This is a genomic window from Granulicella sp. L56, assembly GCF_009765835.1.
In the GTDB taxonomy this organism is placed as follows: Bacteria; Acidobacteriota; Terriglobia; order Terriglobales; family Acidobacteriaceae; genus Edaphobacter.
Window position 1 is genome coordinate 163,002 of record NZ_LMUS01000006.1, and the last position, 13,770, is coordinate 176,771.

Sequence of the window (13,770 nt, forward strand, 5' to 3'; positions counted from 1 at the left end):
CGATCGAGAGTCCTAATAAAACTAACTCATATCGCTGCAATAGCTTAGAAGTTTCCTGCACAAGTAACAGGTCAAGTGCTATTGACAGACCCCGGTACGCATAGGCGAACATAAGGCGAATACACTTCTATGCCTTCGTCCGCTGCAATTCGCCTTCAGATCGAAACAACACTGGCAAACCGGGTGCCTGCTGCACTGACGCTCAAGATCAAGCAGGCCCCGGAGGTGTTTGCGACCCGCATTGCGGAGGTCGATACGGTGCTGGACGGCGGCATTCCACGCGGCGGCATCACCGAGATAGCAGGCGCGGCATCGGCGGGTAGAACCTCGTTTGGTCTATCGGCCATCGCCGCCATTACACAATCCGGTGCTGCCTGTGCCTGGGTCGATGTCAGCGATACGCTCTCGCCCGAGTCGGCGGCGGCGGCGGGTGTGGAGCTGAAGCGACTGCTCTGGCTCCGCACCTCGACAGAGCGCAGACAGAAGCTCACAGACAAACCGTGGCCACGACTCGAACAGGCATTGAAGGCGACCGATTTACTCCTTCAGGCCGGAGGCTTCGGAGCCATCGTCCTCGATATGAGCGATGTGCTTCCACAACACACCATGCGTATTCCTCTGGCGACGTGGTATCGCTTTCGCCTTGCGGCGGAGCAGGCCCGCACCGCGCTCATCTTTCTTTCGCAAGCGCCCTGCGCTCATAGTTGTGCCGCTCTCGCTTTACGTTGCGAACCGGCCAGCGTTCGCTCTTTCAGCAGCAACGGGGAGACGGCGCTCTTTGAGCATCAGCAATACACGCTGATCCGAGAAAGGAACCGCAACGAAAGCTCTGTCTTCCTTCAGAAGAAACCACCCCTGCGTGCGGCATGGCACGCCGAAACGCTGTGGTCGCGGGTGCGATGATGTATGCCGTCCTCCATCCTCCGAACTTCTATGCACAGGCGGCGGCGCATCCGCGCCCGGAGTTGCGGAAACGGCCTTTTGCGCTGCTCGATGGTGAGCCACCGGCAGAGTTCGTGATCGCTGCGAACAAAGCCGCACGCGTTTTAGGAGTCGAGGCAGGCATGACGCGCCTGCAGGCAGAATCGTTCCCTGAAGTCACGGCGCTCTCGCGGACGCCAGCGGACGAAGCCTCGGCGCACACAATCCTTCATAACGTCGTGTGCCTCTTCTCTCCACGCATCGAGCACATCGAAATATCTCCCGGCACTTATGCGCTCGACATCGAGGGCATGAATCGTCTGTACGACGACGCGACACAACTCGCGGCCAGACTCAGGCGGCACACGATGGCTGTTGGCTTCCTTGCGAACGTAGCCGTCGCGGAAAACTTCCATGCGGCGGTCTGCCTTGCATTGGGCAAAGCTGGCGTCTCGGTTGCAGCGTCGGGCTGCGAGAGAGAGGCATTGCGGGATCTTCCTGTGCGTGTGCTGCCCCTGGAGCCGGAGCATGAAGAGACATTGCATACGTGGGGCGTCCGCACCTGCGGGGAGTTGGCTGCGCTCCTTGAAACTGACCTGATTGCACGTATCGGTCAGGCGGGCAAGAAACTCCATGCGCTCGCCCGTGGCGAATGGCCTCATCTGATGTTTCCGATAGAGCCGAGCTTCGAGGATGGACTGAGCGAGCACATGGAGCTGGACCATCCGGTAGAGGTGCTGGAGCCGCTGCTTTTTCTGCTCTCTCGTATGACAGACACATTGTTGGAGCGGGTGAAGGAAAAGGCGCTTGCGATTGCTTCGTTGCGCGTTGTGCTGCATCTCGATGGCAATAAGCGACATGAGCGTATCGTCCGGCCTGCGTTGCCGCTTCAGGACAAACTGACATTGCTCAAACTGCTGCAACTTGATCTGGAGACGCATCCGCCAAGCGCCGCGATTCTTCACCTCGAACTGCACGCGCAGTCTGCCGCGCCGTATCGCGCACAGCATGGCTTGTTTCTGCCTCAAGCGCCGGAGCCGGGACGATTGGAGGTCACGTTGGCGCATTTGAAAAAACTCCTGGGCGATGAACGTGTGGGTTCGGTGGAGCTGAAAGACGATACCAGACCGAATGCGTTCCGCATGGTTCCGTTCGCACCTCCCCCGCCGGCAAAGAGCGAAAAGCAAACCCTGTCGGTGCCTACGGCTTTGCGCGTCTCCCGGCCTCCACAAGCGGTCGGCGTCGTTCTTGCAGACAACAGGCCCACGCAAGTCTTTTGGGACGGGCAGCGATACGCCGTTCGTGAGATCGCGGGGCCGTGGCGGGTCAGCGGGCAGTGGTGGTCGGAAGCCAACTGGTGCCGCGAAGAGTGGGACGTTCGGCTGAAGACTGAGACCGCAGAGCGTGTCTGCCGCATTGCCTTCGATCCTCGCTCTCGCTGCTGGTATGTGCAGGGGACGTATGACTGAGTACATCGAACTGCACGCACGCTCCGCGTTCAGCTTCCTCGAAGGCGCTTCGATGCCCGAGTTCCTGATGCAAGAGGCCGCCGCGATGGAGATGCCCGCGATGGCTCTGTTGGATCGCAACGGTGTCTACGGTGCGCCGCGCTTTCACATGGAAGGCCAAAGGCGCGGTGTACGGGCGCATATCGGCGCAGAGATTGGCGTAAGCGATATGGGACAGCGAATGCGGCCTGCATCGTACCTGCCGCACCAGCATCCCACCGAACCTGTGCGGCTGCCGCTTTTGGCCGAGTCACGCACCGGCTACAAAAATCTCTGCCGCCTCATCACCCGTTTCAAGCTGTGCGAGAACACGAAGGCCGAAGGTGCTGCGCTCACCAGCGACTTTGAGGAGTTTGGCGAAGGCTTAGTGTGTCTCACAGGTGGAGGTGAGGGGCCGCTGGCCGCTGCGTTAATAAGCGGTGGCTATGACGCCGCGCAAGAGAGCGTCGAACGGCTGATACGTCTCTTCGGCCAGAAGAATGTCTATGTCGAGATACAACGCCACTTCGACCGTGAGGAAGAACACCGCAACCGTGCGGCGATTCGCATTGCACGGTCGCTGAACCTGCCGCTGCTGGCTACGGGTGGCGTGAACTATACAACGCAGTATGAGCGTGAAATCCTCGATCTCTTCACCTGCATCCGTCATGGGACGACACTTGATACCGCGGGCCGGTTGCTGACGACGAATGCGGAGCGGCATCTCCGTTCCGCACGCGAGATGCGGCAACTTTTCTACGACTACCCCGATGCAATCTCGAATACGCGAGAGCTGTCCACGCGCCTGCAATTCGAGTTTACCGGCCTCGGCTATGAGTTCCCGGCATATCCCGTACCGGATGGGCAGACGATGGACTCGTTTCTCCGCAAGCGGGTAGAGGAAGGCATCCGCAACCGCTATCTGCCGAAGAATGATGCTGCGCTCTACGCCAAAGCCGTCAAGCAGGCAGAGCGCGAATTGAAACTGATTGAGACGTTGGGGCTGGCGGGATACTTCCTGATCGTTTGGGACATCGTGCGTTATTGCAAGGACAATGGCATTCTCATTCAAGGCCGCGGTTCCGCCGCAAATAGCGTCGTTTGCTATGCGCTCGAAATTACCATCGTCGATTCGGTCGGTCTGGACCTGCTCTTTGAGAGGTTCTTATCGGAGGAGCGGGGCGAGTGGCCAGACATTGATCTTGACTTACCAAGCGTGACCGACCGCGAGCGGGCTATCCAGTACGTCTATCAGCGATACGGAAAATTGGGGGCGGCCATGACTGCGAATGTCACGACCTACCGTAGCCGCTCCGCGTCCCGCGAAGCGGGCAAGGCGCTTGGCTTCGATAAAGAGACGGCTGGACGGCTCTCTGGATTGGTCAGCGCATGGGAGTGGAAGGGGCCAAGCGATACGCTGGAGAACACCTTTCACGCAGCGGGCTTCGATATGCGGAATGCTCGCATTCGGAAGTATCTGGAGCTGTGCGGGCGAATGCAGAACCTTCCCCGCAATCTCAGTCAACACTCCGGCGGCATGGTGATCTGTCAGGGACACCTTGATTCGGTCGTGCCGATTGAACGTGCCTCCATGCCGGGCCGCACCGTCGTCCAGTGGGACAAAGACGATTGCTCGGACATGAAGATTATCAAGGTCGATCTGCTCGGCCTCGGCATGTTGGCTGTGCTCGCGGATTGCCGGGGGCTGGTGCCGAAGCATTACGGAAAGACGCTCGACTATGCCCAACTGCCGCAGGATGCCGAAGTGTATGAGGGCATCCAGAAAGCGGATACCGTTGGGCTGTTTCAAATCGAGAGCCGCGCTCAGATGTCCGCGCTACCACGCACGAAGCCGAACTGCTTCGCTGATCTGTCCATGCAGGTAGCCATCATCCGCCCTGGGCCAGTGACGGGCAAGTTCGTCAATCCGTATATTGAGCGGCGGTTGGGCAGGCAGCCGGTCACATACCTGCATCCGTCCTTCGAGCCGTTCCTTCACAGAACGCTCGGTGTCCCTCTCTTTCAGGAACAAGTGATGAAGGTGGGGATGGTCGCTGCGAATCTGACCGGAGGCGAGGCGGAAGAACTGCGTAAGGCGATGGGCGGCAAACGATCAGATGCCATTCTCACCAGGATGAGAGAACGACTGATTGCAGGCATGACCGCTAACGGCATCGCCCCGGATGTGCAAGTTGAGATTCTGCGGATACTCTCGACCGTGCGAGAGTTCATGTTCCCCGAATCGCACGCGCATAGCTTCGCGTCGATTGCGTATTCGAGTGCCTACACGAAGTTTCACTATCTCGCTGCCTATACCGGCGCTCTACTGAACAATCAGCCGATGGGATTCTACTCACCGTCCACGATCATCAACGACGCGAAGCGTCACGGCCTGAAGGTTCTGCCCATCGACGTACAGCACTCCGAATGGAATTGCACCCTTGAATCGCTGAGTGAAGTCGAGCGCACAAAGTACACCGATCCATTCGCACTGCGAATTGGACTCCGCTATGTGAAGGGACTGCGGCAGGAGATGGGAGGTGCGATTGCTGAGGCAAGAGTGAGTAATGGAGCGTTCGCATCGGAATATGATCTCAAGCGGCGCGTGCCTGCCATACGCAAAGCGGAGCTGGCGTTGTTGGCGAAGGCTGGCGCATTCAACTGGACGGGCAAGAAACATGACCGGCGCACGGCACTGTGGCGGGCGGAACGTGCTGGACAGAGTGCAGGGCCGCTCTTTGAGAACATACCAGACGAATACGAAATCAACGATTCGTCACCATTGCTGAGCATGACCATAGATGAACGGTTGGTGGCGGACTTCTTCATCACAGGCTTTACCATCGGGCCGCATCCGATGGCCTACCACCGGACGGAAATGAACGAAAGCGGCGTCCTGAGTGCCGCTGATCTGAGGGCCATTCCTGACGGGACGTTTGTTCGGGTGGCTGGGGCAGTCATTGCACGGCAGCGTCCCGGCACCGCAAGCGGTTTTATCTTCCTGAGCAATGAAGATGAAACAGGCATCTCGAATGCCATCATTCATCCCAAACTCTACGAGCAAAACAGAGTGGCCGTAACGCGAGGCAAGTTCCTCATGGTGGAAGGCGTTCTTCAAAATCAGGACGGTGTTATCTCTGTGAAGGCGTCTGCCGTTCGTGTGCTACAACTCAGCGAGGTTGATGTCCGGTCGCATGACTTCCATTGAGGGCTCATGTCAGGGGAGTTGTGAGAGGCAATCCATAGGTGGGAAGCGAAGAACGCGCACGCGGTCGCAGCGAGGGTAGACTTTCTATATGGCTGATCGAATGCTCCTGGCAAAACGCATTAACAATGGACAATCTGAGGTCTGGTTCAGCACCGAACCGGCGAGGAGTCGTGTCGTCGCCACCAATGGGATTGTGTACCCCATCCGCACTCTCTGTTCATCAGAAGAATCGAAAGCCTTTCATGAGGCGTTCGCTGGCGGACAAGCCGTTGTGCCGCTATCCATCATGGGCAAGCTGATCGCGGATTTGGTGCTCGACACCTAGTCGCGGGTCAAGGAGAGATATGGAAGAAGTCACAAAGAACGAAGTCACGCAAAGCGAGCTGGATCAGTTTTCAGCATTACTGAAGGAACACGAGATTGAAGCACTGGTTGCGAAGCATAAGCCGCAAGGCTTGCAGGTCAGCTTTGATGTCGAATGGCTTCGGGACAATGCGTTGGCAGCATCGTTTCGGCGAACCCACACCGCAGGGGCGCACTCCATCACGCTGTCTCCGCTATTACTGCAGTGGGGACTCACCGACGGCATAGCCTTCCCGACGATTATCTTGCACGAATTGGGTCATGTTATCGACCGGGTGCGGAACTGGAAAAGATATGGTTCGATTGAGCCCTTCGATCATGAAGTCCTGGAATACGAAGCAGATGACTTCGTGGTTGGATGCGGTTGGAAGGACAGTCTGATTGAGACTCTGCGTCGCTCAATCGCGCTCGCAATGGAACATGAGGTGCAGGAGAGAATGGCCAGGAAGAGACTATCGCGCCTTTTCAATGCAGCTTAGTAAAAGAACATGCGGGTGAATAGGATCGAGCCTTATGGAGTCTTCACGAAAGTATTGGGTAGTATCCCCTAACGTTCAGTCTCATGCACATACTGTTGGAGCCTGGCGACAAGCGAGTGTGAGGTGGAAAGCGGCGTTCATGGGCTGGCTTCCTGATGACGAGCGACATCGGATCGGTCCAAAATTCGCACGAGGGATCGAGTCTGGGGACGTAATCCTTATTGCTCGACGATTCCGTGGTGAACCGGAGACCGTCGGCTTCGGGACGGTAGTCGGGAAGTTCGGGACTCGATTGGCCGGATTCGTGCCCCACGAACCATTTGGATCGCTTCGCCAACTCAAGCCCTTCGTCCCCATGAGTAGGCCGCCAGCTTCTCTCCCACTCTTAGCGGCTCTCAATCAGGCGGCTGCATTGCATCGATTACACCCTGAGTCGAACGCTCAACACCAAATTCTCTGCCGTTGGATGGATGCTAAGCTCAATTCAACCGACGATCCGCAACCTGACGCTCGACCGGTACCCCGAACAAATAAAGTTAGCTTTGGCCCACTATCAACTGATGGGCAACTTGACTACCAAGTGAAAACTCGGCAGTCGGTCAAGCAGGCGAAAAGACTCGAAGCCGCTCTAGTCGAACGATACCGCCTTTGGGTCGAGCGTCAAGATCGTACGCTGCGTATCTTTCGGGTCCATCGGCTCCAATGCGATGCCTACGAAGAGGGCCGCCAGAACTTGATCGAAGCAAAGTGCTCGGCTAGACGAGAGTATGTTCGCATGGCAGTAGGGCAACTACTCGACTATGCGTTTATTGCTCAGGCCGAAATTGGCCAGTGCAACAAAGCAATCTTGCTGCCGCACAAGCCGAATGCGTCGTTGACACAGTGGCTCGACGCTATTGGTATCAACGTGATTTGGGAAGATGGGCCAGTATTCCTCGATAATGCGAATGGGCAATTCACCTAGTGCGGCTACTCGATCTTCGGCCCTTCTACTAGGATAGCTAATATCGAATGAGGATTCGCCACCCATGTCGAATGAGCTTAGGGAACATCTGATCCGCTGTGAGAAGGCAATGCAGTCTGTGAAGCCCATTCTTGGCAAACACGGATTTCCTGCCGATGGGCGGACCCTTACTGTTATCGGTTTTATCTCATGGCTTATTGAGCATCACGAATCGATTCTGCTCTTGGTAATGCACGACATGGTGGGATCTGCATCTGCGCTCTTGAGACCCGTCGTCGAAGGTTCCTATCGGGCACTTTGGGTTAACCTGCCCGCGACCGACGCGGAGGTAAAGAAATTCAATGAGCGGGACGAGATTGACTTGCGATTTGGGGAGATCGCGGCGGTCCTCGACACCACCTACGGCATGGAAGGTTTCTTCCAAAAGCTCAAAGATCGAACATGGAAGCACCTCAATAGCTATACGCACGGGGGAATGCAGCAAATTGGACGACGTTTTGTGAAGAACGAGGTTGCCAATAACTACAGCGAAGCTGAGATATACGAGATGACCACAACGGCCACAACGATCATCCTGCTCACAGTCTCGTTCTTCCTCAAGCGGCATGGACACATGGATTCCGGGGACGAGATTCAGAGCCGCTTAGAGACCTACGGTGCAAACGGCGATGGCAAGAAGGCAGAGGCGCAGCCCGAGGCGGGCGGATAGCCTAGCGTTGATAACCTCAGTCCTCCGTCTCAGCGGCTTCCGTGCGGGAGGAGCCTTCTTCCCGGCATAGTTCAGAGCATCCTCTGCGAAGAGAGAAAATCTCTCTCCCGGCAAGTCAGGCCCGTATCATTGATGCTATGGCTGAAGAGAACGTGGAGCGTCAATTTCTGAATGTGGCATTGCGACCGCGACAGTTCCGCGTCGCTTTCTTAATTGACCCGTCAGGAACATCCCTTGCATTACTCGACGCCATCTTCGAGTTTGCCACTGGCGTATGGGGAGGACGGCTGTTTCCCATTATTCCGGTCATCCACGGAGACATTTCGCCTGCCTACTGGAATCTGTTACTGACCTACGACCCGGATTCCATCTATACATACACAGCACTTCCTCAAGCGCTGATCGACCGGATCGAATCGGAGATTGATCCACTCCGACTTGAGAGACATCCCGAATACCTTCTCCAGGGCGATCACCCGCATCTTTCGCCGCACCATCTGGACCATTTTGTTCCAGTGCAGAGCCTTATCCCTCTGGAAATACGACCGCATTGGTTTCGCAACCCGGTTCTGGCTACCTATGAGGACCGTGGGGGCAGTCAGGCCGATCCGTTGATCGCGCGGAATTTCGGGATACTGCACAAGGATCTGCGATCTCGTCCAATTCCCGAAGGTGTCGCGCAAGTGAGTTTCACTCGCGAAAGCAGCTTTGCGTCTTTCCTCGAACTTGTGACTGCGGCCCAGCCAAACACTGTTGTCTTTCCCTTCCATCTAGCCGCCGCACGCTGCGCGTTGAACGTCGGTCGTGAGGGACACGAGACGGGCTACGCAATCTTTGTGGGGGAGGGCGTCGAAGACTGGATCGCACATTGGAACCATATCTTTACGGTGAATCCCGGCGGGCGAACAGCTTGGAAGGCAATCTGCCTTCCGGCCGCCCAGTTGAGCGATCCGGATCTTCAACCCGCGCTTCTCGCCTTCTTGCGCAGATGTACTCACCGGAATGGACAACATCCGCCGTATGTCACCTGGAGTTCACGAGAGCTGTCTGAACAGGAACTCCGAGACCTGAGTGCTCCCTATCGCGTGAAAACGTTGGACGCAGTCTTTCGATTTGTGCAACGGGCAGCGTGGGACTTTCCCATGCTTCAGCCAAACGATGCGATCTCCTATGGGTTGCCCAACATCGCGTCCGGCGACCCTGACCAGATTCAGACCAGCATCCAGCAAATTCCGCGAGAGGGAGGGTTGCTGAATCCGCCACCACTCCCATTTCGTTTTCACGGCGACGGACGTTGGATGCTGGATGTTCGCATTCAATATCTGTCCAAATATCCGTTTTACGGTAATGAAGAAGTGACCTACAAGCTACCGCGCAGAAACGGAGTGGCTCTTGCTTTTTCGCAGTTTCCCGGAAGGATTGTTCTTCACGGCGGTCTGGCTTTTGAGGTGCAGCGGCAGATGCCTCTCGGGATACGGATTCCCGACGACCGCGACTTGCTCTTGGTAGCGATCGGTTGTGGCACACGTAGCGGGCGCACTGCCGACTTAGAGTGGCGACAGCTTCCTCCCGCGTATCAAGATCACGCACCCTCGGACAAGGCGAAGTATTGCCGAGGCGTCATTGATTTGTTTGAAGGGCTGCAGACGGCAAGCCAGTATTTCAATTCCCGCTTCTGGAGACGAATGTTCAACGAGCTGGCTGGGGCGGAGATTGAGCATCTCAGAAGAGTCGCGGCCAATAAGATCAAGAAGCATCCTGAGCGATGGACACTCGATTCTGCTGTGGCAGATGAGGCCAGTATTGAAAGGATTGCAAACCATGTCGTGCGGCTTTTACAGCATGTGAAGTCGCAGGACGGGGAAATCACGCTGAAATACATGGAAGAGCAATTCGCGTTGGAGCGGAAGGAATTTTACGGAAAGAATCCAGAGTTCAATAGCACGGAGGAAATGTCCGAAGAAGAGCAGGAACAAGCGATTCACCTGGACTTGAAACGTAATCTGCAATGGTTCGTGGATCGCGGTATTTTGCAGCAGGGGGTTGTTTCGAGGTGTTCCCACTGCGGGTCGCGCTTGTGGCGAGAACTTACGAACCTTGCGCAGAGACATCCCTGCGATGGCTGCGGCGCGGAGGTCCGTACTCCAGTGGATACGCAATGGATTTATCGAACGAATTCCCTAGTGCGCGGGGCCGTAGCGCATCATGGCACCGTGGCTCTACTCTTAGCGTTGGCAAGGCTCCGAGAACAAGCGAGAGATAGCTATATCTATAGCCCAGGCATACAGTTTTATGAGCGCTACGAAGACAAAGACCCTGCCGTAGAGGTCGATTTGGTATGTATTAAGGATGGCAAGGTCGTCGTTGGAGAAGTGAAAACAGACGCGGGTGAATTCAATCGAACTGAAATTGACAAGTTAGTGGCGGCTGCCAAAAGACTAGGCGCCGAAGAAGCCTGCGTGTTTGCGCTGGATGGGAATCAGGAGAATCTGGCGAAACTATGCGCTGCGGTCAAAGCAGAGAATTGCCCCGTTGATTTAGTCCATGTTTGGCCGAGCCAGCGCGCATCAGAACCGGCGCTGCATGTCTAAACCCTACGGGAGCCTATGCGGAGATCACCCTACGAGCGACGATTCAGTTGATTGGCCGACTGCCCCGGCATCGGGCCGTCAAGCGTTGGGTGGCACGGCATTGCTGATTTTGCCGATCCGCTCACCCGTGCGCCATCGGTCCATCAGCATCGCAATGCCGGTTTCGCCATCGTCGGTGAATGGTACTTGCGGCCATTCCACCTTTTTAGGCAAGCTCGGATAAATCTCGATCAGACGTTCATCGCAGATCGTCGGCGGGGGCGCGATGAACGATGTCTGGTCACTGACATAAGGCGCATGTAAGTGCTCCGTTACGATCTGCACAGCGAAGTGCCCCGCGTAGATGGTATTGACGCTGCCTGTCCCCAGCCGGGTCTTTCCACCGTTGGCGACGATCGTAAAGTCCGTGCCATGACAGCCGAGGTGAGAGCCGGTCAGGGACCCGATCCAGACTCTAGTTCTCTCAGGAATCGTGCGGCTTTCGCGCAAGGCAATGCGTTCTTCACGGGTAAAGAAATTCTCATTATCGTTGCGCGGTTTGATGGAATCGGAAACCATCGCGGTCTTCACCGCCCATTCCGTCAGGAGCTTCATCCCACCGCGATCAAGCGTGATCGGCGTATTGAGAAGCATGGCCTTGAGGCGCGTGACGTTCTTCTGCTCAAGTTGGCTCATCCACCCGTTGTTGCAAGTGCCGCAGATTGTGTTGATGGTGACTTCGGGATCTTGTCCGACGAGGACACGGCCGCTCCCTTCCTGCCTGTTAATCGGTGCAAAGGTAATGAGACGATGCATCCAATCCGGCCACAGATGTTCTCTGCTGCCGGATTGGTTATCGCAGAAAATACACGGCGGAAGCATGACCGAGTATAGGACAAACGCGTACCTACGTTTCCAAATGCAGCATGCGCTTCCACCAAGATTCCTGGCTTCGTTCCTGGCCGCACGCACCGCAAAATCGAGCGGGCTTGCCGAGGCGTCATTTGCTCCTATCGCGCAATCGAGGCGACATACTCACGGAGCTTTGTGAGGACAGCACTATACCCCAGGTCACGTAGTAGTTGGTTAAGAAGGTCAGCGATCAATGTGTCCAATCTCTCTGTCCTGGTCTGGAAGTTGGATGGACTGAAACAGCTCACGTCACGTTGCACCAATGAATTCGGAGATTTGGGGACAACCTCACCCGACTGGATGGCGGGCGGTTGTCGATTCTCGGAGGTATGCCGTATGAACGGTAGCTTCCCCCCCTCCTGATGCAGCCGGCCCTGACCAGGATTGGCAAAGAAGTGAACTGAAGCATCCCCGAGGTAGCCAACCTGCGTGAGAAGAGAATGAGCGGTCGTGACCGCTGCAATAAGCTCGATGGTCAGGTCCGACAGACTCCAGAGTGGGCCACCAGGCGGATAATCCTCGGCGAGGATCGTCGCGTAGCCAAACTCTCCCACGTTCGTGAGTACCCATTTTGACTGAAGGTCGCGCTGAAGGTGCGCAAAGTCGATACGGGCGAAGCTTCTATCACGGATCATCTCCTCGGACGAGTCCCAGCGGGAGTCTCCCAAAAACGAATCCTTGGGGAAGGTCCTGAAAACAATGTTGCGGAACGTCAGTTCCGTGTCGTAATCCAGTGGCACACGACAGCTCTGGTCGGGGATTACCCAAAGACGTAAAACGGAAGGTGCGGCAATACGCTGAGACGGCACTGACTGCTCTTTGCGACCCCAGCTTTGTTGAGCTTTTGTGATGGGGAGCAGATTCAAGAGGCGAGCTGTATCAATGTACTGCGGGGATGAATTCTCCGCGTTGCGCTCGCGCTCGATCAGATTCCTCAACTCGGGTGCCCGTGCAGGAACAGCCTCATCTTCATTCCGAACGTATACAGGGGCGGGTGCGTTCTTTGCGGTGAGAAAGTGGATCCTGTTGGTAGAGCGAACTCGGATAACCGCCAAACGACGATCCGGTAGTGTTGGCAGCGTACATTCAGCGATCTCGAAACTTGGGGTCGGCGAGATATTTGCAGCAATAGAGCTGGCAAGCCGCGTTTTTATGTCTCCTTTAGACTCCTCTCCTACCAGATCCTTTGCTCGACCACCATCTTCGGAAACACCGATAAGAATGGCTCCCCCAAAGGTATTGGCGAAGGCGGCGACGACTCTCAAGGCGTTATCGCTCCATTTCTCCTTGAAATCGACGGTGTATCCTTCCTGCGTTCGATCACTCTGCGGAAGAGTTTGGCGAGTGAATTCTTCAATAGCCGCATAGAGGTCGGAGTCGGTAAGGCGAGAATAGTCGGCGCTAAATAGGTCTACGGCCATGCGCCAAAGTCTAGCACTGAACGGCTACTGGCTATCAAAGAGGCTCACCTGTTGGTTGGTAATATTCGATTTCTCAACCAGGGCGGCTCGCATCTCATCGGCAGGCAGTATGCGGAGCAGATGCAGGGACGGTCTTTCCGAAGCAGTCAGATACTCCGCATAGTCGCGCGGCTCCAAGAAAGTCGTCATGCGATCGTGGACCGGCTGCATGAGTTCATTCGGTTCACCAGTGATGACGGCGAAGGTACGCCCCCACTGATCGGTTTCGGCCCGCACCCCATGTCCTACCACAGGGCGAAGATGGATCAAGCGGGCGACGTCCGTGCTGCCGATTTGAAGGATGTACCGGACGGGACGTTTGTTCGGATCGCGGGTGCTGTCATCGCCCGGCAACGTCCGGGGACAGCCAGCGGTTTCATCTTTATCAGGGGTGAGGATGAGACCGGCATCTCAAACGCGATTATTCACCCGAAGGTATATGAGCGAAACCAGATGGCTGTAACGGGAGGAAAGTTCCTGATGATCGAGGGTTTGCTCCAGAACCAGGACAGTGTGGTCTCCGTGAAGGCTTCCTCTGTTCGTGTGCTGGATTTTGGACCGATAGATATGCGGTCGCATGATTTTCATTAATGGGCTCTATGTCTTGGGGCATTGCCCGATAGGAACAGTACCGCCAAGCTGGTGCCCGGATTACGCAGTGGGCACAAAAGCGAAGGATTTCTCCTTTCCAGCAGAA

At 56.1% G+C, this 13,770-nt stretch carries 12 protein-coding genes; 9 read left to right on the forward strand and 3 right to left on the reverse strand.

All coding sequences use genetic code 11. The features are described 5' to 3' along the window. Positions 1–129: 129 nt before the first annotated feature. The 8 genes from GSQ81_RS08520 (at position 130) to GSQ81_RS08555 (ending at position 10,722) form a co-directional block, all read left to right on the forward strand. The gene (locus GSQ81_RS08520) at positions 130–903 is read left to right on the forward strand and encodes a hypothetical protein (RefSeq protein ID WP_158910356.1); all 774 of its coding nucleotides are present in this window, start codon (positions 130–132) and stop codon (positions 901–903) included. Further along, on the forward strand, positions 867–2,390 hold the full coding sequence (locus GSQ81_RS08525; RefSeq protein ID WP_158910357.1) for a DNA polymerase Y family protein: 1,524 nt from the start codon (positions 867–869) through the stop codon (positions 2,388–2,390). Before GSQ81_RS08520 ends, GSQ81_RS08525 begins: the two co-directional genes overlap by 37 nt. Continuing rightward, positions 2,383–5,616, forward strand: coding sequence for a DNA polymerase III subunit alpha (locus tag GSQ81_RS08530; RefSeq protein ID WP_158910358.1), 3,234 nt, complete (start codon positions 2,383–2,385; stop codon positions 5,614–5,616). Before GSQ81_RS08525 ends, GSQ81_RS08530 begins: the two co-directional genes overlap by 8 nt. A gap of 88 nt (positions 5,617–5,704) precedes the next feature. After that, positions 5,705–5,941, forward strand: a complete 237-nt coding sequence (locus tag GSQ81_RS08535; protein WP_158910359.1) for a hypothetical protein — start codon at positions 5,705–5,707, stop codon at positions 5,939–5,941. A gap of 19 nt (positions 5,942–5,960) precedes the next feature. Further along, complete coding sequence (locus GSQ81_RS08540; protein ID WP_158910360.1) at positions 5,961–6,458, forward strand: hypothetical protein; 498 nt, start codon at positions 5,961–5,963, stop codon at positions 6,456–6,458. A 466-nt stretch (positions 6,459–6,924) separates the two neighbouring features. After that, positions 6,925–7,422, forward strand: coding sequence for a hypothetical protein (locus GSQ81_RS19805; protein WP_216846406.1), 498 nt, complete (start codon positions 6,925–6,927; stop codon positions 7,420–7,422). Positions 7,423–7,531: 109 nt separating this feature from the next. Next, positions 7,532–8,131, forward strand: coding sequence for a hypothetical protein (locus tag GSQ81_RS08550; RefSeq protein WP_216846407.1), 600 nt, complete (start codon positions 7,532–7,534; stop codon positions 8,129–8,131). Between the two features lie 1,142 nt (positions 8,132–9,273). Further along, positions 9,274–10,722 (forward strand): hypothetical protein, encoded by a 1,449-nt coding sequence (locus tag GSQ81_RS08555; RefSeq protein WP_158910363.1) that lies wholly within the window; start codon positions 9,274–9,276, stop codon positions 10,720–10,722. 78 nt (positions 10,723–10,800) lie between these two features. Here the strand turns inward: GSQ81_RS08555 and GSQ81_RS08560 are convergent, their stop codons facing one another. The 3 genes from GSQ81_RS08560 to GSQ81_RS20020 form a co-directional block, all read right to left on the reverse strand. Continuing rightward, positions 10,801–11,517, reverse strand: a complete 717-nt coding sequence (locus GSQ81_RS08560; RefSeq protein WP_158910364.1) for a hypothetical protein — start codon at positions 11,515–11,517, stop codon at positions 10,801–10,803. Between the two features lie 194 nt (positions 11,518–11,711). Then, on the reverse strand, positions 11,712–13,034 hold the full coding sequence (locus GSQ81_RS08565; RefSeq protein WP_158910365.1) for a helix-turn-helix domain-containing protein: 1,323 nt from the start codon (positions 13,032–13,034) through the stop codon (positions 11,712–11,714). 24 nt (positions 13,035–13,058) lie between these two features. Beyond that, the gene (locus GSQ81_RS20020) at positions 13,059–13,244 is read right to left on the reverse strand and encodes a hypothetical protein (RefSeq protein WP_254060292.1); all 186 of its coding nucleotides are present in this window, start codon (positions 13,242–13,244) and stop codon (positions 13,059–13,061) included. Between the two features lie 90 nt (positions 13,245–13,334). Between GSQ81_RS20020 and GSQ81_RS20025 the strand changes: the two genes are divergently transcribed. Further along, positions 13,335–13,664 (forward strand): OB-fold nucleic acid binding domain-containing protein, encoded by a 330-nt coding sequence (locus GSQ81_RS20025; RefSeq protein ID WP_254060086.1) that lies wholly within the window; start codon positions 13,335–13,337, stop codon positions 13,662–13,664. Positions 13,665–13,770 lie beyond the last annotated feature (106 nt).